Annotated in this window: 21 protein-coding genes and 1 riboswitch; of the genes, 1 reads left to right on the forward strand and 20 read right to left on the reverse strand. The window is 41.4% G+C overall.

From position 1 onward, the window contains the following. Window positions 1-165: 165 nt before the first annotated feature. From AB4298_RS03735 to hinT, 20 genes are all read right to left on the reverse strand, one after another. A complete protein-coding gene (locus AB4298_RS03735) occupies window positions 166-1,461 on the reverse strand; it encodes a sensor domain-containing diguanylate cyclase (protein ID WP_371985778.1) in 1,296 nt (431 codons plus the stop codon). Window positions 1,462-2,612: 1,151 nt separating this feature from the next. Beyond that, entirely contained in the window at window positions 2,613-3,809 is a 1,197-nt protein-coding gene (locus tag AB4298_RS03740; RefSeq protein WP_371985831.1) for an ABC transporter permease, read from the reverse strand. A 101-nt stretch (window positions 3,810-3,910) separates the two neighbouring features. Beyond that, a complete protein-coding gene (locus tag AB4298_RS03745; protein WP_248998542.1) occupies window positions 3,911-5,092 on the reverse strand; it encodes an efflux RND transporter periplasmic adaptor subunit in 1,182 nt (393 codons plus the stop codon). Window positions 5,093-5,181: 89 nt separating this feature from the next. Then, the gene (locus AB4298_RS03750; RefSeq protein WP_371985779.1) at window positions 5,182-6,348 is read right to left on the reverse strand and encodes an efflux RND transporter periplasmic adaptor subunit; all 1,167 of its coding nucleotides are present in this window, start codon (window positions 6,346-6,348) and stop codon (window positions 5,182-5,184) included. Further along, window positions 6,345-7,514 carry an HlyD family secretion protein gene (locus AB4298_RS03755; protein ID WP_371985780.1) on the reverse strand — a complete coding sequence of 390 codons (1,170 nt, stop codon included), beginning with the start codon at window positions 7,512-7,514 and terminating at the stop codon, window positions 6,345-6,347. The genes AB4298_RS03750 and AB4298_RS03755 overlap by 4 nt, the downstream gene beginning before the upstream one ends. After that, window positions 7,504-8,190, reverse strand: coding sequence for an ABC transporter ATP-binding protein (locus AB4298_RS03760; protein WP_248998403.1), 687 nt, complete (start codon window positions 8,188-8,190; stop codon window positions 7,504-7,506). The genes AB4298_RS03755 and AB4298_RS03760 overlap by 11 nt, the downstream gene beginning before the upstream one ends. Before the next feature lie 525 nt (window positions 8,191-8,715). Then, complete coding sequence (locus tag AB4298_RS03765; RefSeq protein ID WP_371985781.1) at window positions 8,716-9,105, reverse strand: hypothetical protein; 390 nt, start codon at window positions 9,103-9,105, stop codon at window positions 8,716-8,718. 402 nt (window positions 9,106-9,507) lie between these two features. Beyond that, complete coding sequence (locus AB4298_RS03770) at window positions 9,508-9,912, reverse strand: hypothetical protein (protein ID WP_248998401.1); 405 nt, start codon at window positions 9,910-9,912, stop codon at window positions 9,508-9,510. Between the two features lie 455 nt (window positions 9,913-10,367). Then, window positions 10,368-10,976 (reverse strand): GNAT family N-acetyltransferase, encoded by a 609-nt coding sequence (locus AB4298_RS03775; RefSeq protein WP_371985782.1) that lies wholly within the window; start codon window positions 10,974-10,976, stop codon window positions 10,368-10,370. A gap of 180 nt (window positions 10,977-11,156) precedes the next feature. Beyond that, window positions 11,157-11,705 carry an NAD(P)H nitroreductase gene (locus AB4298_RS03780; RefSeq protein ID WP_248998399.1) on the reverse strand — a complete coding sequence of 183 codons (549 nt, stop codon included), beginning with the start codon at window positions 11,703-11,705 and terminating at the stop codon, window positions 11,157-11,159. 228 nt (window positions 11,706-11,933) lie between these two features. Next, window positions 11,934-12,530, reverse strand: a complete 597-nt coding sequence (locus tag AB4298_RS03785) for an HvfX family Cu-binding RiPP maturation protein (protein WP_248998398.1) — start codon at window positions 12,528-12,530, stop codon at window positions 11,934-11,936. Window positions 12,531-12,788: 258 nt separating this feature from the next. Continuing rightward, the gene (locus tag AB4298_RS03790) at window positions 12,789-13,634 is read right to left on the reverse strand and encodes a DUF6279 family lipoprotein (protein WP_371985783.1); all 846 of its coding nucleotides are present in this window, start codon (window positions 13,632-13,634) and stop codon (window positions 12,789-12,791) included. 286 nt (window positions 13,635-13,920) lie between these two features. Then, window positions 13,921-15,051: a phosphotransferase gene (locus AB4298_RS03795; RefSeq protein ID WP_371985784.1), complete on the reverse strand. Its 1,131-nt coding sequence runs from the start codon at window positions 15,049-15,051 to the stop codon at window positions 13,921-13,923. Then, window positions 15,052-15,711, reverse strand: a complete 660-nt coding sequence (pnuC, locus tag AB4298_RS03800; RefSeq protein ID WP_248998395.1) for a nicotinamide riboside transporter PnuC — start codon at window positions 15,709-15,711, stop codon at window positions 15,052-15,054. A gap of 121 nt (window positions 15,712-15,832) precedes the next feature. Further along, the gene (locus AB4298_RS03805; protein ID WP_248998394.1) at window positions 15,833-16,093 is read right to left on the reverse strand and encodes a hypothetical protein; all 261 of its coding nucleotides are present in this window, start codon (window positions 16,091-16,093) and stop codon (window positions 15,833-15,835) included. A gap of 74 nt (window positions 16,094-16,167) precedes the next feature. Further along, window positions 16,168-18,306 (reverse strand): TonB-dependent receptor, encoded by a 2,139-nt coding sequence (locus tag AB4298_RS03810; protein WP_248998393.1) that lies wholly within the window; start codon window positions 18,304-18,306, stop codon window positions 16,168-16,170. Window positions 18,307-18,358: 52 nt separating this feature from the next. Continuing rightward, a riboswitch (TPP riboswitch) is annotated at window positions 18,359-18,489 on the reverse strand. Between the two features lie 132 nt (window positions 18,490-18,621). After that, entirely contained in the window at window positions 18,622-19,011 is a 390-nt protein-coding gene (locus AB4298_RS03815) for a YcfL family putative periplasmic lipoprotein (RefSeq protein WP_248998392.1), read from the reverse strand. A gap of 58 nt (window positions 19,012-19,069) precedes the next feature. Next, window positions 19,070-19,543 carry a PaaI family thioesterase gene (locus AB4298_RS03820; protein ID WP_248998391.1) on the reverse strand — a complete coding sequence of 158 codons (474 nt, stop codon included), beginning with the start codon at window positions 19,541-19,543 and terminating at the stop codon, window positions 19,070-19,072. Then, a complete protein-coding gene (locus AB4298_RS03825) occupies window positions 19,533-20,036 on the reverse strand; it encodes a PaaI family thioesterase (protein WP_248998390.1) in 504 nt (167 codons plus the stop codon). The genes AB4298_RS03820 and AB4298_RS03825 overlap by 11 nt, the downstream gene beginning before the upstream one ends. Then, window positions 20,033-20,389 (reverse strand): purine nucleoside phosphoramidase, encoded by a 357-nt coding sequence (gene hinT, locus AB4298_RS03830; RefSeq protein ID WP_248998389.1) that lies wholly within the window; start codon window positions 20,387-20,389, stop codon window positions 20,033-20,035. The genes AB4298_RS03825 and hinT overlap by 4 nt, the downstream gene beginning before the upstream one ends. Before the next feature lie 195 nt (window positions 20,390-20,584). On the opposite strand from hinT, the gene AB4298_RS03835 reads away from it, so the two are divergent. Beyond that, a complete protein-coding gene (locus AB4298_RS03835; protein ID WP_371985785.1) occupies window positions 20,585-20,998 on the forward strand; it encodes a helix-turn-helix domain-containing protein in 414 nt (137 codons plus the stop codon). The last annotated feature ends 207 nt before the right edge of the window (window positions 20,999-21,205 follow it).

A 21,205-nucleotide genomic window follows, 5' to 3' on the forward strand; every position in this document is an offset into this window, starting at 1 on the left:
AGCGATTTTTTACAAACAATCTCGTATCAGCAAGCGTGAACCTATTAAGGGGCCTAGTTAGTTTTTTCAAGTGTGTTGCTTTCCACCAAAAAACGTTCCTGCGAAACCATTTTAGCGGTGAGTTCAAACTGTATTCATGGGGGCCAAGTGTTATTTTTTAGCGGATTATAAGGTTTTACAGCAGACGCGAACCTGATTGCGTCCTTTATCTTTGGCTTCATAGAGAGCTGAATCAGCTCGCTTCATGGCTGTTTGAAAACTGTCATTGCTGGTAATATCGGTTATGCCGAGAGACAACGTGACGGACGTTTCTTGTTCAACTCGTAGCTGAATTCGGTTCGCGATAGCCATCGATTCTTGAAGCGGCATCTCAATCAGAACGAGAAATTCATCACCGCCCCAGCGAATAAAATGGTCGCTTTCTCTTAGGCAGTTACGCACAACGGACGCCACCTGCTTTAACATTTTGTCACCTTCTAGATGACCGAAACTGTCATTAACGTGTTTAAAATGGTCAATATCAAACACCAACATCGAGCATTGAGCTTGGGTCAATTGGCGCCAAAACGGCCTTAATTTAATCCTGTTCTCTAAATAATTACGATTGTAACAACCGGTAAGTAAATCATAAAACGCACTCTTATTTAGACGCTTATTTTGATAGAAAATATAAAACAGGTTAAGGATAGCAACGGTAAAAATTAATGCTAGGCCGATCAAAAATGAGACAAAGTATTGCTTTCTCGAATTGTTGTAATAATCCGTGTTGTCCATTTTAAGCAGTAAAATTCGATTGATGTCTGCTAAGTAATGAAAGTAAACCAAATAGTTTTCACGGTTGCCATTGCTCCACAAAATTTGGTCCTGCTGTTCGATTAAGTCAAACTGCTGTTTTGATAAATTGGGATACAAAGAAAATACAGATTTGCCTTTATTATTTTTGGGCAGCCGAATGTCTCCGTCTAAATTCAGAAAGCTGATGTCAATGTTATTATCAAGCCCCTGAATACGCTGATATAGGTCTTCATAGTTTAAGCCTATCCCAAGGATCCCTATCGTCTTTCCATGGTCGTCTTTGATCTTATGGTCATAGTAGAACGAATACAGGCTCTCATATTCAAGCTCGTCTGGATCGTACAAGGCATAGCGATAGTCGGCTTGGCCATCAATAAACTCTTGAACCCACTGATCTCTTGCTGAACTGATATCAAGCTGAAGAACTCGACCAAGGGTGTCGAGATAAAGGCCATTACAGGAGTCCACTAAACCAATCTGTTTAACACCAATGGCGCGTTGCTTGCTTTGCAATTCGAGCAATAGTTTATCTACCTGATAACCATCGGCTAACTTTTCGGCATATAGCTCTGCTAATATTTTGCTGGTATAAGCGTAATTTTTATTAATTTCTCGAAGCACATTGGGAATGTGGTTAGTCGTCTCCTCCAGCGCGGTTTCGACCATGCTTTCCCGGAACGATTTAAGGTTCATGTACTGAAAGGAAAAATTGACCAACGAAAACACAATGACAATCAGCAATGTAATTTTGATTGTGCTAAGTAGGTGAGCATCTATGCGCTTGCGGTTTAGTTTCACTAGAGCCTCAAGGTGCCGTCGCAAGTAAGCTTGGGGAGCACCTTGCGCAGGCGCTCACAGTATTGTGACCTAGCTTAACGAATTTAGGTTATTGATGGGAAATGTCTTTATTAAGTTGTGACGCATACCTCTTTTAGAAAAAAGAGAGCCAAAAGAAAAGACAGCTATACCTTTGTTCTATCGTCCCGCTCTCAAAAACTTTTAGTAACCTGATCACTACTGCTAGTGAAGAATTGCTATCATGAGCTCTGCAAGATGTCCCCTAATCGATGCTGAAACAACGCGCTTATCACATTATCAATCTCGGTGTATTACTTGTCTGGCGAAGGTATATGATAAACATCTACACGGCTGAATTGTTGATGAAATAGAAGCATTATCCGATATTTTTTGGACATATGCGCCTTTGCTGTCATACATCATCATTCGCATTTAGGATAGATATGAATAAGGCGAGGTCTTTAACAAATCATAACATCATTACTCTATGGGTTCTGGCAACTAATGTTCATGACCTCGCTACTAAGCATCTCAATAATCACACCTTAATAAAATGCCGCTTGATGGTTAAGTGGCTTGCTCGCTTGTCGAGTATCTCTTGGTTTATACCTTGCCTCAATGAAGGTATTCCTCTCAAAGCAAATCACGAAGATGGGTTACAGGTGCTTTCAGGGAGAACAATTTGAATCGCAAGCACAACTTAATTGATAAGCGCTATTAGCTTGTAGATTTGAAGCCAAAAAGAGCAGCCATAACCAATACTGTAAAAACATCTGATTTCACTTCGACTCAAGAGGAGTTACAGAACTTAAAACAATCAAATAGTTGAATGCTTAACGCAGGTTCATCAACCATATGACTAAGCCAATCTAAATTGCATGAGTCAACACGCTCTTCCTATACGAAGACATATGGGTATCACTAAAAAACAACCCGTGGCGAAACCACGGGTCATGTTACTTACAGATTGCTATTTCAACCCTAATGTATAACTGCTACCGAAATGACTTCCCCGGCCATTAATCTCGCTGTAGGGCAACAATCGGATCCAGTTTGGCAGCTTTATTCGCTGGGTATAAACCAAACCCCACGCCTATCGTCATACACACGCCTAGTGCCAATAAAATAGCAAACGGTGACCAAGCAACAGGCCAACCCGCCGCCGATGAAATGACGAGTGCTAATAGTAAACCCACACCTATTCCAATAATGCCGCCTGTAGCCGAAATTGCGATACTCTCAATTAAAAACTGACGCGCTATATCTTTGCGTTTTGCCCCTAAAGCTCTGAGCAAACCAATTTCTCCAGTACGTTCTAGAATGGTCGCCAGCATGATATTCATAATACCTATGCCCCCAACGAGCAAAGAGATCCCTGCCACACATGCCATCACAATATTGAAGATCTGCTGTGTTTTTTGGTGTTGTGCAAGCAAGTCTGCAGGTACGACTACATCGAAGTCTTTTTCACCACCGTGGCGCCGATTCAACAGATGTTGCAAACTTTTAGCCGCTAACGAAGGCTCAACGCCATCAGCCAACGCCAGTTTAAATGCATCAAGCTCACTTTCTAAACTGTTAAACTGCATTTTTTTTAACGCTGTGGTTAACGGAATAAACACCTGATTTCGTTCCCCGCCAAGCTTAACCCCTTGAATGCTCGACTTACTGCCCTCTTTTTCAGAAAGCACGCCGACCACAGTAAACCACTGATGGTTTACCTTTATAAGGCTGTTTATCGCGTTACCCTGCGGAAATAAACTTCTCGCGGCTTCAGGCCCGAGTACCGCAACTTGCTGATAATAATTCTCATCACTAGGGTTTAACGTACGCCCCTCACCTAACGGCAATGCGCTCAGGTCAAAATAGCTTGGCGTAACACCAGATACTTTCGCGTCACTACGGCCCTTTAAACTAAATAAACTGAAAACCTTAACGTCTTTCTCTGCGCTCCAGTTCTCAACAAATGGCAAAGTATCGCGAGCACTTTCAATATCACGCAAACTTAAGCCAATGCTATGTTCGCGCTCCGATTTTAGTGCTTCACCTTCAGCGCTACGAGCATTTACTACAAGATTATTTACACCCATCGACTCAATCATTTTTAATGCTTCACGCTCAGCCCCTTCGCCAACGCTTAGCATGGCAATAACCGCACCAACACCAAATATCATGCCGAGTAATGTCAGCGAAGTTCGCAGTTTATGATGACGCATTTCATCAAAAGCTTGTTTTATACCTTCCCAATATACAGCAAGTGGAATTGAGCTTTTGTTAGCGGAAAGGTGAGTGAGATCCGCCAAGGGTCTATTCTGGGTCATACTCGATTCCTCTTTGGCGGAGTCGTAAGCGCAACGGTATCACCTTGCGCTAATCCTTCTTTTATTACCGTGCGGTTTAAACTGCGATTACCTAAAGTAACACTCTGCTTAGCAAAGCCCTTTGCTGTTTTTAGATAAACCCAGTACTCACCTGACTTTTGGAACAAGGCTTGATTAGGCACAGTAATGACATCTTTGATGTCTAGCGCATGCACCATGGCGTTAATCTGTCGGCCGGGCTGCATAATTTCAACCAAAGTTTCATCTAGACTAACTGTTATTTGAAAATAGTTAACCGGGCTATCTTGCTCCTTTGCTTTGGCTAACGCGTCGAGTTGCGTTAGCGTCCCTGTTAGCGCGAGCTCTGGATACGCATCAAGATATAAGGTTACAGGTTTGCCTATCGCTAAACCTAACGCCTCGGATTCAAGTACAAATAGCTTAGCTTGCATCTTAGAAGTGTCGGGTAATAAGCCTATAGCCATCCCCGACCACATCATGTCTCCCGGCACAGGTAAAGCACCATTCCAACCTGGCTGAGCAACAAATAAGCCGTCGTGAGGCGCGACTATCTCCATCTGCTTAAGGTTGTTTGAATAGCGATTCATTTTCGCTTTATGGCCTTTTTGCTTTAATTTAATCAGCTCTTGCTCAGCTTCTGCTTGAGAGCCATGCTGGCTAATTCCCCACCCATAAAAATCCATCTTCGCTTCAAGATAATCTTGGTTACGCATCTGATCAATAATATCTATTTTGGTATAAACACGTTCATCTTCACTAAAAAAGCGTTCAGCTAAATCTTGCTCTTGGGCAGTTAACTTTGTGTCGGTGCTCAGTGACTTATCAATGGTTTTATCTTTTTGCGATTGGATCTGGCTATCAAGACCTAAACGGTCGTAATCGAGCGCTTCCATCTCCAATCGAAAACTCTCTCGAGTACCATCCATCCTTGCTACAACGTCACCCGCTTTAACGCTGCTAAAATTATCCATAATCCACGCCAGTGACTGTGGACCTCGAAGACCTGTCGGCACATTTACGGTAGTGGAGTTACTGGCCTCTAACTCACCTGTTGCAGGGATATCGACTTTAAAATCAGAACGATTCACTTCAAAAGTTAATACGCCGTTGCTAGCAGGATCGCTACATGCCGTCATCAGCAATACTGCGCTCAGCATTAAGCTACTAGCAATCAATTTACTGTGACTTTGTTCTTTTTGCTGTTGCACTTTATAGCAACTAACAAAGGACTTTACTGTTTTTTTTATCATGGCAGTAACACCTCTTCTCCTTTGCTCAGCCCTTTGCTAATAACAACTTGTTCTTTGCCCATGGCGCCTAAACTGACGTATTGTTTACTATCACTAAATAATCCAGGCTTAATCACATACGCCTTACCGCTGTCATAATGAACGGCGTCTAACGACAACAATAATTCTGCCGCTTTATTAGCGATATCGATACTTATCTTGGCCGTCATGCCTGGTCGCATTAATTCAGAGTCCACTTCATCAATACTGGCAACAGCATCAAAAATAACCAAAGGAACGTCTTGGTTCTTTATTCTAAAAACAGCACCTAGCTCAATGATTTTACCGTTAAAACTTTTCTCAGGATTAGCATCAAGACGGATTTTTAGCGCTTGGCCGACTTTTACTCGCCCAGCTTCAACTTCAGGTATCGTCATATTGACCTGCATATGTTGCAGATCTGGAATGCTTAATACCGAGTCGCCGCCAAAAATATTCTGCCCTTCAGCAAGCTTATTACCTTGCTGGTCATTGCCATACACCACCATCCCGTCACGTGGAGCAATTAAGGTTAGCGACTTAATGCCTTTTTCAAGAGCTGCGACTTCTGCTGCAAACTTTTTTTGGTCGCCGGCTAACATCTTCATGCGCTGCTCTGCGCCTTTTATTTCAAGCTGGATCTTTTGGTTAATCAAAATGACGCGATCTTTGGCAATCACCGCATCTCTCAAATACTTTTGCTGATCGATAACCGAAACGGTTTCATCCGAGATATCAACTTTCATCTGACTTTTTTCTTGAGTCATTTTAGCTTCAGCTAATTCAAGTTTTAACTCTTCTAACTTTTTAGCATTACGCAATTTAGAGGTTTCAATGTCTTGTACTGTAGTGGCCAAATTTGCTGACTTAACCGACAAACGTTGAGTCAAGGTTGAAGTATCAAGCTGAGCGACCCTATCGCCTTTTTGAACTTGGCTGCCTTCCGGCGCTAACATTTTGACTTGGTATTGCCATACACGTCTTAATGCCGGCGGCTTTAAATTGACGGTATTGGCTGACACTAACTCTCCAGTTACTTCGATTTGTTGATCCAATATGCCAGATTCAACTTGAGTCACGACTTTGTCACTACAACCTGTAAACAAAGTCGATAGCAGGCATATTACTATGGCTGTTTTTTTCATGATGAGCTGGCTCCCGCTTCTACTAACACGCTCATACCGGGAATTATTTCAACCCGCTCGTCGGCAGTAAACTTAATCGCAATTTTAAACCAATTACTATTGCCCCAAGCAGCTTGTGTACGTGCTTGTCGGCTGACTTCATTGATGCTGCCGCTCAATAAAATTGAAGATTGTGAATCAAGGCGTAACTGCACAGGCTCGCCAATAGTAATGCGGTCGACATCGACTTCATTAACCCAAGCGACCACTTCTAAATCGTTTAACGCTGGAATATTAGCGACTTGCCTGCCTATCTGTACGTTGTCACCTACTGAGTATTTTTTATCGCTCCACGGGTCGCGACCATATAATACCGGTCCTGCGATTTTAGCGCGTAATTCGAGTTGTTCAAGACCTGAAAGCGCTTGAGATAATTCAAGTTCAGCTCTTTTTTTATCAATAGCTAATTGCGATAAAGATGCGCTGCGTTTATCTTCAACCTCGCTCAGAGCTTCTTGCTTTTTCGATAATTCTGATTCAGCTTTAAGCTGGTTAAACTGATTATCGGCATAGTCTTTAGCAGCAATAAATTCCGCAGGAATAGCCGCGTCGAGTTTCGCCTTTTCAAGTTCGAGCTTAGCCTGTTTCAAGTCGAATTTTGCTTGTAATAACTGGCCGTTAAGCTCAATAGCTTGACTTTGCTCCTGAGCAGTCACACGGAGTAAAGTGCCTTCAAGCTGTTCAATTCGATTATCGATTTCACTTTTATCGAAAATCACTACAACTTGACCAGGGTCAGCTAGGGAACCTTCCGGCATCATCCATTGAATTTGATAACGCCAGGAGTCACCCGCTTTGGGAACGACAAACGGCTGCGAGATCACCGAAGCTACCTGACCAGTTAATAATAGCGGCGCCAGATCTTTTTGTTGTAATGTAGCGATTGCTGAACCTGCAGAGGCTGTATTAGCGACAACAGCTACAGGAATATCAGTACTCACAGCGATCTCATTATTAGCCATCGCTACTGCAGAAAAACTGTTAAGCAGTAATACGGGGAAAACCCCCTTTAACAAGCGATATTGCGCTTGGCATTTGTGAGCAAAAGAGCGATTAACACTAACGTTATCAACATCGACGTTATCAACATCAAAGTGCTTAGTGTTTATAGACTTATTAAGCAGCATTGTTACCTCGCTCTTCAATCTCAACGATATCGCCATCACGCATACGAATAATCCGCTGCGCGTAGGCTGCGACTTCCTCTTCGTGAGTCACCAGAATAATGGTTTGCCCGGCCTGATGAAGCTCGGTAAATAACGCCATAATTTCTATAGAGGTTTTACTGTCTAGCGCACCAGTTGGCTCATCGGCAAGTAATATTGCAGGACGATTGACTAACGAGCGCGCAATAGCCACGCGTTGTCTCTGGCCGCCTGATAACTGGTTGGGACGATGATCATATCGAGTCCCAAGTCCCACTCGCTCTAGCAGTTCATGGGCGTAGTCGGTATCTTGTGTAGGTTCAGCAGCAAATCTCAGCGGTAATAATACATTCTGTAACGCAGAGAGACGCGGCAATAAATGAAAGCTCTGAAATACAAAACCAATTTCTTTATTACGTACTGCAGATAAAGCATCGTCGTCAAGTTCTGCAACCTCTTGCTCGTTTAAGCTATAGCTACCTGATGTTGGTTTATCGAGACAACCTATGATATTCATCAAGGTTGACTTACCTGACCCCGACGGTCCCATAATGGCAACAAACTCATTTTTTGCGATAGAAAAGCTGACACCATTCAGCGCTTTTACGCAGCTATCCCCCATAGGGTATTCTTTAGCTAATTGCTGGACTTTAATCATAACAGGCTCGTTTAGCAGGGCTAACAATCATTGATACCGCTTATCATACCGTTAAGTAAGATAACCGTTGACCAGTTGCACTGCAAAAGTTTGTAAATAAAAATAATATAAATCTATTACTCGTCAGACAATATTATTTTGCTAATGTTCGTTAGCGATTAATTATCTTTTTCGATATATAAGATGATTGAAACAGGAGTGGTGATTGAGGAGGAAAATAAAGTTTATGAATAGGTAACATCTTCAGTCCTTGTTAATAATGTTTCAATCCATTTAAACATTGAATACAATATACTTAAGCTAAGTAAAAAATACAAGCTAGCCTGCCCTAAGCGAAAATAGCAACTATAATCCACTCACTTACGACAACTAAATACCAAGAAAAACCTTAGCCTGCATGCAGCTTAGCTATACTGCATAAATGGCGCGGTGTTCCATGCATAGCTCCGCGCAAGTTAATAATTAATATGTTCGTACCTGATTATTACTCTTAGCACCAAGGCTTATTTAATAGCTCCCCTAGCGCTAACCAAGAGTCGCTCCGGCTAAAGTAAAAACGGCGATTAAGACAAATAAAATCCATTGAAATAAGCGCTTAAATGACACGTTTACGTCTGTCATAAAACCAATATACAACTGCCAAATAGCAAAAAGACCAAAATTAACCGCAATAAAAATTAACATGCCAAAACTTTGCATTAGCGCTACGGCTGCAAACGCACAAGCGATTAGTACTACGCTAGATAACAATAAAAATACTGACACATAATGAAAAACACAGTGCATTATTGCTTTTGCTGTAGGGTCATAGTCTGCCCGCAGCATCGGCAGTAAAAATTCGCGGCGCCCATAACTCAAATGACCAATAAAAGTGAGTACCGCTATCATCCCTGCGATCAGTAAATAAATATTCATCTATCCCCCTGTTAAGCATAATCACTTAGCTATTACGGCTAAAACAGATACAGTGACTGTTTTAACCGTTCTGTAAAATTAGGTTTTCTAGTTTGCTCGGTAATGCCTTAGTAATCTAACACCAAAGCCTAGTTGCATAAGAGACAGGCTGGCCGCCAACATTCTTACAAAGTTAGATGGCAACATAATACGATTGATAAGATTAAACCAAAGCATCAGTCTCAAAATCGACTGTTTAGTCATAAAAGCAGTTAGCAAAAATAAAAAGAGAGTCCTTTTCAGGTACTCCCTTTTGAATCACTCTTTTGACAGTATGCTGTTTCTCAGTTTGCTATCTGTTGCCGAGAATAAAAAAACGCACTATTTCACCTCTTCTAGCAAACAAACTGACTCTATTAGCAATTACATGGTTGTCATGGTCCAATAGTCCAAACGTTTATCCGGCTGAGCAATTATCGACTGACACGTTTCTTTATACTTGCCCATTAATGGACCTAAACTCTTAGAGTTTGGCATTGTAGCTCTATGCTTCTCAGTTGCGGCGACAATAGCAGCAGAAACCTGATCTTCTGTATGGTATTGCTTAGCCAATTGCTCTGCTTGTTCACCAGAAACCTTTAAACGATCAACTACCGCCGCCATTTGCGGTGCGTTCATAGCGGAAATCGCATCAGAAGCAATATGATAGTACGCAGCGCAATCTGCTAGCTCACCGACAAAAGCATCTTCAGCTTCTCCCGCGAAGCTATTGAAAGACAATAAGCTTGCACTTACTACGCAGATGGCGAGATTAACCTTTGCAAACATCGACAATATTCCTTTTATTTTTGTTAGCTGTTCGTATCTAGCTCATATTGAAATGTAGACATGACCTCAATTTTAACCAACATATACATTATAGATGATGTTTCTATTGGCAATAGACGGTTAATATAGGTCACTCAACATAAGCTAACTTATATATTTCTACTTTAGCTTTTATTGAATATCAAGCGTATAGCGAAAAAACGTCTCATATTTTTAAATGCCAACACCTCACAATGTGCTTGAGTATTGCCGTTTTGAGGATGGACCTCAAAGTCATGACCACTACTGCAGAAGATTTTGTATCATCAATAGCAGCAAATATTGATCTTGCCCCCTCCTTTTTTTAGATTGCTTTCAAAAGATACATGCCATTGGGGATAAGACTTAATGATGATATTTAGTTATTAGGGATAGTTTTCGTTAGGCGCAGCTTACACCTAACGAAGTACTAGAGATTAAAGTGTTATTGCTTGATGGTTCAGTAGCTTTTGTTTCAGACCTTGCTTAATATCCGGCCACTCGCTGTCAATAATCGAATAAACCACCGTGTCCCTAATTGTGCCATCTTTGAGTAATTGATGATTACGCAAAATACCGTCTTGTTTAGCACCTAAACGGCTGATTGCTAGACGCGAGACTTGATTTTGAATATGCGTTCTGAACTCAACCGCCATCACGTCAAGCGTTTCAAACGCATAGCTTAAAAGAAGTAGTTTTACCTCGGTATTCACAGCTGTGCGCTGAGCACTTTTGGCATACCAGGTATATCCCACTTCTAAACGACGATGTTCTTGATACCAGTGACAAATACGGGTACAGCCAATAACTTCACCGGAATGGCGGCATCTCACCACGAACGCTAGTGTTTCTCCTCGAGCTTCAGATGCTAATGCCGAAGTTATATAACTTTTCATGTCATCGGGATGGGGAACCTTGGTATACCATAGTTCCCACAAGTTACCATCAGAGACAGCAATACTCAGCGCAGCTTGATGCTCTAGGGTCAGTGGTTCAAGGACGATATGCTCGCCAGTTAAGCTTTCCTGTTGTAGTTCTTTGTTCACCATAACCTCCTGTCAAATGCTTGTCTAAGCTAGCATGCTTATCAAATCGTTATAAGCTAACTTTTATGAAACTTGTTCAACACCTATAAGGATAATTCTTAATCACTGTTGAAAGCCACTTACATGCCAGCAATACCACACTAATGGACTATTCAGCGCTTTAAACCTGTCTGCAATCTTCTATAAATATCGAGCGAAAGTCATACCATCTTTTAATGTTTTAGTTGGTGCGCTCAATGCTGGCGTACCTAAATAGAGAAAACCGACAATCTGATCTTGCTGCTCCAAGCCAAGTAATTGATGAACATTGGCGTCAAAAGCCAGCTCTCCAGTGCGCCAAATTCCACCCAGACCTTGAGCAAAGGCAGCTTGTTGCATTGCCATTACGGCGCAGCCTGCTGCAAGATGTTGCTCTAGCTCTGGTACCTTTGGATGCTCGGTGACTTTGGCGACGACAGTAATGACCATAGGTGCACGCAGCGGCATATTTTTAGCTTTAACGATCAAATCTTCATCTGCCCCCTTAGCTTTAAGTGCACTAACAAAAATATCACCAAGGCGAGCTAAACCATCGTCTTCGGCAATAATAAACTCCCATGGAGTCAGACCCGCATGATCTGGGGCGCGAGTGGCTGCATCTAAAATATGCTGCAGCTCAATAGGTGATGGGGCTGGTTGAGTTAATCTCGGAGTTGATTGACGAGTCAATAATAATTCTAATGCGTCCAAATGATTGTCCCTTATAAACATTTTCACGAAAAAAGGATTACCCATATTCGAGTGTCACTTGAGAATATCAAGCGCACATAAAAAATCCCACCTATTTAGTGGGATTTAATAAATTAGCTATTTTGTTTGGAAAAGCATTAGTCTAATTAGCTTAATTAACTCTTTTGGTGATACTTTAATAATATTACTGCTATAGCTTAGTTCGCTTGTTAACTCATGAGCTAGGTTCTAGTTAACAACACCGTTTCGTTTAGCGATATAATAATCAAGACTGGTATAACGACCTCCCCCCATAAAAATAAGAGCAAGCAACATCAGTAAATAAGTAATCGCAAACTCAATACCATTGTTTAATATGACAAAATTGCCAGAGCTGGTCAGCCATTCATAATTGCCATTTTCTTGTAGGATCTCTTTAGCACGAGCCAGTTTATCCGCAGAGGCTAAAACATTTTCATTCGCTAACCATGAACTAGCATCCGCAATCGCTAACCAACCATTATCAATGTGGACGCTAAAAGCAGCGACTAACATGGTGAATGCTAACGGTATAGCGATAAGCCGAGTAGCCAAACCAACGATAAGTAATGCTCCGCCAAAAAATTCAGTACCTGCGGCAAGTGCAACCATGACCTCAGGAAAAGGTAAACCCAACCCCCAATCTGGATTACCAAACCAAGCTGCTGTATCGCTAAAGTTTGATAGTTTATTGTAACCAGCCTGCATTAATACCGGTGCAAGATAAAGCCGTAACCCCAAAGGGGCTATGCCTTCAACGAATTTAAACCCATCTAATAATCGTTGATACAGTTTAACTAATTGCATGTGCTTCCCTCTTAAAGTTATTCTCTCAAACTTGCGTCTTTTGTCGCTAAATTGAATCTTGTATATGATTTTTAGCTGCGCTAAATCAGTTGCCTTAACATATCGCTTTGATGACGCCGATGGCTTTCTGACATAGCATACTGGGCCCTTTTGCTAATGACCCGATACAGTAAAAATAGTTGTCAGCTACAGATTTAGCTATATAGACCATTGTAAAGTCGAATAACTTTCATTCTCATTAAAAATAAGCACAAGCCGTTATTCATCCGATTCACTAAGCTCTATCAAATCTTGTTGTAATCCGGAAAGTTTATTTTGAAAATGGCGCCTTTGTTTTTCGGTGGCTTGTTGGTTTAATAAGATAAGCAGCTGGCCAAATTCATTGGTATTTTTATCAAGCGCAGCTTGGTAGGCATCAGATTTAAGGCTATCAGGCTGAGTCATTAGTACAGAAAGACTGTGGGAAAGGGCCGCTGTATTGTGGCGATTTTTCAACGTCTGAGAAAATAAACGGATCCACTCGTGACGGTACTCTAGCCACATATCAAGTGTACTACCGCGATTAACGTTATATTGATGAATTGCTTGCTCCTGCTCGGAAGATAACTTACCTAACCACTGCTTGACGCGCTTAGTGATCCGCTCGTCAGCCATTTCAACCAGTTCTTGTTGATCCTTATTTAAATACTTTTGATTTAATTCAACTTCATCCACTTTTAACTGGGCAATAATTTGCGCAACTTGTTGGTCGCTAAATGAAGCAACCAAAGGTACTAACTTAGGTTTTATAAATTCAAATGTACGTAACCAATGACCTTTTGCTTGTTGCACATGCTCACGCCACAATTTAGGTGTTAAACTTTGTTGTTGTATTTCTATTGCTATTTTCGCTAAATGTTGTTCATAACGCACAAGTTCATCATTACGGTGCCAACGCAAGAATTTATCTAACAATGTGTCAAATTGACTCTGCTGGCTATCATTAAGACTGACATACTCTTCGAGTTTCCATTCAATCGCCCAATCTAAAAAATAATAACCAACCTTAGTCGAACAACCTATAAGGCAAGCAACGAGTGTTATCCAAATAGCACATTTCTTCATACATCCCCAATTCGATTAATTAGACTACTTAGACTTTCAAAAGTAGAAACGCTTAAAATGGTTAAGTGCCACAATATATGAAGTTAAACGACTCAAAATGTACTAAATCTAGAGATGATAAAGATGAGTACACTTTAACGAACGCTAAATACCTATATAGATTGTTATAACCTAGCATAGAACAATGGAGAAAGTTCAGAGCGATACAAATTGTTATACGGGCGAATAACAACAGCAATATTAGATATCAAACAAAGTAAGGATAGAGCGAGGAATCAATAGACCACTATGTACAGCTGGAGATCAGTTTAAAGTATTGCTCAGCACAATCTAGATACTCGTACACAGAGTGATAATCGTCCCTTTTTAGTGCTGCAGCATTTGAATCTTCTCCTTTAGCGAAAACAGTTTGTTCTGTTAAATAGGTCTCTAGTTCTAAACCTATATCAAAATCAGCTAGTAAGCTATCAAATGCCATTTGTAACGCCCAACAGACTGCAAATACCCAGTAAAGATCAACTGCAGACTCCACGCCCTTGTCCGCCGTTTGGTTTAAATTTGGATTATTTTTTAGATACTGACTTATCAACCAGTGCCGCTGAGTAGATGATAATGAATGACTGGCAATAACAGCTGCAAGATCGCATAGCGGATGTGAGCTACAGGCATATTCAAAATCAATACACTTTAGTTTATCGTCTACCACCAATACATTATATGGGTTTAAATCACGATGACTGTATTGCAGGTTTACCATGCAACCGGCTAAATTGACCAACATATTGTTAATTGAGCATCCAGAGTCGCACAGGTTTGTATAAAGGTGCTGCCAACGTTTCAGTATCACTAATAAACACGACTCAGGAACCTCACTAGGCCGTTGACTACCGTGTTGTAATATCGGCAATATCTTTGCTTGCATACCTGCTAATCGTTCTTGGTATATGTGCCACTGCGAATCAAGTGTTATCTCATTATGTGGCAAAGGTAAGCTTTGTAATCCATTTAGTAATTGTAAAAGTTTCCGCTCTGCGCCTGGCCAGCTTTCTCGCGTACTTTTAATAGGGTGAGAGCTATTTGCTGCCATTAGCTCACTCCAGCAGCATTGCTCATTTTGAGCAAAAAACTCACTCACATAGAAAGTATTACCTAAGCTCACATAGACAATTTTTGGCGCTAGATTCGCATCACTCGCCAAGCGCCAATTGGCCACTTCACTATCACGGTTGCAGATCTGTGAGCTAGCCCAACTGTTAAGCCTTAACACCCACTCAGCTTCTTGAGCTTGACTAGGATGTCTGGCTCGCACATAGTAATTGTCATTACTTAACCCCTGAGTTAGAGGCGCAATAAGGCTTATATTTGACAGGTTGGCCTCTTGAAAATATGGGCTTAATTTAGCTAGTAAAGCGGGCACTTATACAGCACCTGTCGAAAAGTTTAGTCCTGTAGCAGACTGTTGTTGCATCGTTTTGCGCCACATAAAGTAGCCGAAAACTACCATACCTAAATAAAGAATGAATAAAACGGCCGTTAACATCAAACCTTTACTTACATACAGATAAATTGAAACGGCATCAATAATAAACCAATAGATCCAGTTTTCTAAAACCTTTTTAGCCACCAAATAGGTAGTCATTACAGCAAAGCAAGTCGTTGCGGCATCTAAGTAAGGCAATGCGGCTTGTGTTTGCGTCGCCATAAAATGACCGACAACTAGAGAAATCGCTGCGGTTACGCTAATTAACTTAATATGGGTCGTTAAGCCCCAAGAAACGATATTAACACCGGCATGTTTATTCCCTCCCCTTGTCCACATCCAATAGCCATAAACCGCCATGGCCATATAATAAACGTTCAGTAGCGACTCCATTAACAAAGCCACATTCCAAAAAAGCACGGTATATATCGCGGTACTGGTGAATGCAGCAGCCCAGCACCAAATACTGCCCTTCATGGCAAAAACAAGGTACGCCAAAGCTAATAATACGGCTACAGCTTCCCATGCGGTCAAAGCTTGTGCTTCACCAAAAGCGCTAGTAAAGCTGTTGACTAGAGTCAGCCAAAATTCAGACATGTAAAACGCTCTCCATCTAGTCGTAAACAATCACTAAATAGTTCTATTATTATGTAAAAAATGGTCACAGAACAAAACTGCACTGTGACCATTTTAGCGTGTGTATTGTAACAGTCGCCATTTACTCGCTATGGTTTAAATTTAGCTCACCACCAATAAACTTACACACAAATACGGCTTTGCCGAACTTCTCATGGGCTGCTTGCATTTCAATCGCTAGCATTGACATTACGTCGCTATATTCACCAACAACTTGAGTAGCCATCGCATTAGTAACACGTTGGATATTCTCGTAAGAGTCAACGCGACCAATAAACCATTTAATAGGCTCTAGATAATTATCTTGTAGCGGGTAACAACTGATCTCTGCAGTCAATTTCATCTTACTAACCTCAGCCGTCTTGAACCGACGGCTTAATAATATTGTTAATGAATTAAAGTGATTTAAATCTACGATTACAAAAACTTAACGTTAAACGTCATACCAATTTGTTGTGGGTCACCATAGCGTATATATTGCTTATCTGCCCAGTCCAAATCAGGCTCATTACCGAAGTAAAAACCACGAACGCCGTATTTTTCGTCAAACAAGTTACGTCCCCACAGGTAGACAGACCAAATATCGGCTTCATAGCCAACCTTTGCGTTAAAGACTTGGTACGCATCTGATTTTGACTCATTACTGTCTGAGTAGTAAAAGTCGCTCTTACCACTGGCGTTTACATTCGCGAACCAGCCGCTATCACTGCGGTATGTCGCCCCTAAACTAAAAGTAAAGTTTGGTGAATGGGCTAGCTCACGGCCCGACAAATCAACAACTGTACCGTACTTATCTTCATACTGATAATCACCATAAGCAGTTTCAAGCCAGCCTACACTACCGTACACCTGTAGGTTATCAGTGGCATACCAATTACCATCGAGCTCAGCACCATAGTTATGAGAGCTACCAGCATTTTCAGTAAACAAGATAAAGTTACCTTCTTGCCCTGGTACCGTTGATTGCTGAGACGCGGCAACTTGTTGATCTTGCCTATCCATATAGAATAATGCGAAGTTGGTGTTTGCTTGGCCATCTAACCAAGTCGACTTTAAGCCCAACTCATAGTTATAGAGGATTTCAGTGTCATATTCTTTTTTATCCGCGACTTCTTCTGGCAATGACATATTAAAGCCGCCAGCTTTATAACCACGTGCTATACGAATATATGATTCATGGTTTTCACTTAACGCTTTGCTCAGCGCAATATGCCCTCCCCACATCGTTTCACTTGGGTCGAACTCATCACCTGCAGAATCGCTATAATCACTATCGCGACGCTCCACACGTAAACCGACAGACAGCGCATAGCTAGAGCCTAAATCTGAGTCTAATTGACCAAATAGTGCATAATTCTGAGCTCGATATTCGGCAGATAACTGGCTGTAGCTATCAACAGTGTCGTTATCTTCTTGCAAATCCATACCATAAACACCGATTAACCAATCAGTGCTATCAGCAAAAATGCGACCTGATTCTGTAGAAGACAATCTAAACTCTTGAGTGACTGTTTTTCTTTCGCCTTTTTTATCCCAGTTATATTCATATTCACATGGGCTACCGTCACAATCTCGACTTGCCCAATAATCAGGGTTTGCCCAGTCGCCATCGTAGTTGTGGCGAGTGTCTGATTGTGCCAAAGAGGTTAATGAGGTCAACTCAAAGTCCTCGGCTCCTGTATAAGTGAACTTAAGCGATGAACCAGTTGTGCGCTGTTTATCAACACCTGGCGCATCGGTTAACGTATCAAAACCGTTATTATCCAATGTCCACGCATCATAACCATTATCATAATTTGCATGTAGTAGAGTTAAATCAATTTCTAAATCGTCTGTTGCGTACCAACGTAACTTAGCGCGCCCGGTAAACTCATCACGATTATTAGTATCACTTCGATCAAGGTAAAGGTTGTCGCGATAGCCATCTTGCTGATGTTGTTGCAAAGACACGCGATATAATAAATTCCCCGAATCGGTAACAGGACCAGAACTAAAACCACTAAAGGTTTGTAGGTTATCATTACCTAATGAAACCTCGGCGCCATGTTCAAACACATCTGTCGGATCGTTACTCTTAAGGTAGATAAGACCCGCTAGTGCATTAGCACCATAACGTGTGCCTTGCGGACCGCGCAGAACTTCAACTTGCTGTAAATCATACATGCTTGAAACCATGCCCAAGCCTGATAAATCGATATCGTCTACCACGAAACCGACCGAGGAGTTAGGTGCTCCTTGATACTCTTCTTGCTCACCGACACCACGGATTTGAAAATATTTTGGACGCGAGCTGCCACCAGACCAATTGAAGTTAGCAATATTATTCAAGATATCTTCGAAATGCTGCGCGCCTTCATCTTCAATTTGTTGCTGGTCGATAACCGTAACGCTTGAAGGCATTTTTTCTAATGCTGAACCACGAAAATCGGATGTAACTACCATCACTTCGATATCGTCAGGAGTTGAAGTTTGTTGGCTATTAGCAGCAACATTGGGAGATGAAATTACTGCAATTACCGCGAGGGCAATTGGCGAATAAGAATTTAGATTTAACATAGGACCTCAAAGTAAAATTTTGAGATCCGGCATCAGTAAAGAAGCGATCGGAAAATGAATTGTGGCCCATTCCTACGCCGGTATTAGCCGGATCAGGTTCAAAGGGTTCGTTTTGCAACATCTCAGTATAAATCTACAAATCCAACTTTCGATTGATAGACTTTAACACCCCTTGGCGAGCGCGATTATACATGAATTTTACAACTCAGTGACAGACTTCTTAAAAAACCTGAACGCTATGCATAAAAAAACGCCAGTTTAACTGACGTTTTTTTAACAGACGTATTTTTTGTCGCTTTCGTCGACTTTTAATTACTAATTAGAGAAAGCTTTTCTGACATAAAGCTCAAAGCGAGTCGCATTGGCATTAGGTGCAACAGCACTGACCTGCAACTGTTGTTTACCATGAAGTTTGACTGACTTCCAGCTAACCCCTTCATCATCAATCGTCATACCGTTTAAGTCATACCAGGTAAACTTGTATTGCAGTCTAAGGTCGGTAGAAACTTGGCTGACAATAGTGCCAGTACCACGTAAAAAGCCACCTTCAGGGCGTGCCATGATGTTGGCTACTTGAACTTCTTTACCAAAACTATTGTTATCAACACGCACTTGGCCGTCAGAGCCAGCCATGACACCGGCGGTATGTGGCGCACATGCGGTAATAATTAATGCGGTAAACAGCCCCAATAAAACCTTTTTCATATCCATCCCCTTTATTACTCATTAGCATTGCATTTATGCTTATCTGTATAATCTAGCACTAATCTATCAAAAAGTGCGCTCTTGCGGTGGCGATTAAATGCTTACGATTGGTTTGCCAACAATTAATGCTTACATTGGCCACTCGCCGGCCTTGACGGGTGATCTTACACTCAGCAAAGCTATCTTTATGGTAACCCGCTCTTAAGTAGTCAATTGAGAAATCGACCACCTTAGGCACCTTAGTGGTTTGCATAAATACCATTAACTGCACTATCGCCGACATTTCCATAAATCCCGCAATCACACCGCCGTGTAAGGCTGGTAAAATAGGATTACCTATGTTGTCATCTTTTGCGGGTAACTTGAACACCAACTCATCGCCAAAACGCTCAACTCCCATGCCGATGAATTTAGCATAGGGAACGTGCTCGAGTAGATGACCAAAGTCATTGAGCTCAGTCGCCTTTTTAACGATACTTTTAACGTCTAGTTTAGCGCTATCATCAACAAGCATGGCTTCATTAGAACTCATTTGCGTCTCCCATCAAAGCTTGCCTAAATTCTTCGCCAACCATCTCAGGACTAATACGCATGAATGAGCCAACGGCGTGGGCAATAGGATCATCAATAGAGTCTTGATAGGCAATTGCCCGGGTAAACGCCACGCTTGACGATAATTTATAACATTGTGCATGACCATAAACGGGTTTATGGGGCTCAGCAGGCTTCATGTAATCAACCCGCAAATCGAGCGTTGGCGAGATCTCAAGCAAATCGCATTTATCGAAGATTGAGCAAACGACTGCACAACCACTAGCTGTATCCATTAGCGTGGTAATGACTCCACCATGAATAACGCCGGTATCAGGATAACCAACTAACTGAGTATCGTAAGGCAGCTCCATTAAGACATGGTCACCACTGGCCTCTAATACCTGCAACTTTAGCTTTCTACATTGTGTCAGTTGGTCAACAAAACGCGTTGCCATAGCAGTTAAAGATTTTTTATCGCTGCCTAATTTCATGCACTTGGGCTCAGCATTCGCCCTAGTGGATGACCACCCACTAAATGCATATGAATATGAAACACTTCTTGCCCTGCATGTTGATTACAATTCATTATTAAACGGTAACCGTCTTCCGCAATACCCGCCTCTTGCGCTAGCTTAGCAGCTACAGACATCATGCGACCTAATGCTTTTTCATCCGATGCCTTAATATCATTGGCTGTTGGGATCAAATGGTTAGGAATAATTAAAATATGTGTAGGAGCTTGGGGGGTGATGTCTCTAAATGCAGTCACAAGCTCATCTTGATACAAGATATCAGCTGGAATTTCACGACGAATAATTTTACTAAATATGGTTTCTTCGGCCATTTATCTGCCCTCAATAGGAAATTACTAGCCATAGTATACTCGAAAATATTAACAAGGCGATGGTCGATTCATCTACGAATTCAATCAAATACAACGATACAATTTGTACACACTTTAAACAGGTGTATATACAATCTGGTTGACATTCCTCAGATAACCACATCTAATGAGAGAAATATTTGCAGGAATATGGCCATGCTTACAGAAAAAGAAACTGCGCTTCTCGACGCAGCGACAGAGTTAGTCAAAGAAAAAGGTATGATTGCCTTAAATATGTCTGACGTACATAAAAAGGCGGGATATTCGCGCGCAGCGCAGTATCAATCTTTCAGCGATAAAAATGCCTTGCTTGCGGCGCTTTGTATGCGAGAGTTAGTAAAAAATACCGAAGCGATTGTGCAAGGGCGTTTTGAAGATCTAACCGGTGAGTTTTCAGTTGTACTTAGACCTGTGGTCTACAGTTATTTAAAGCTGTCAGATAGACTGATGATCGACTCTGCTTTTGGTCTAATGCTGACCCAGGTACGCTCGTTACCAGACGAAGAAAACTTTTCCTTTATGAAGAGTGGCTTCGAGTTTTTAAATAAAGAACGCGAAATGCACAAGTAGCGTTAACGATATCATTAAAAGTGATGTAGAAGTGCTTTTATACTCATTAAGATATTAATAATAGCCGGTTAAACCGGCTTTTTTATCTCTAAAATAAAGCTAACTAGCCTTTTTAAAAGCTGGTCTATCATTTAAGTTCGACAATAATGTATTCCCCTTCACTTTAAGAAAAACTTGATAGCAATCAGAACAAACATAGCGCCCGGA

It is taken from the genome of Shewanella sp. 10N.261.52.F9 (genome assembly GCF_041471165.1).
Lineage (GTDB): Bacteria > Pseudomonadota > Gammaproteobacteria > Enterobacterales > Shewanellaceae > Shewanella > Shewanella marinintestina.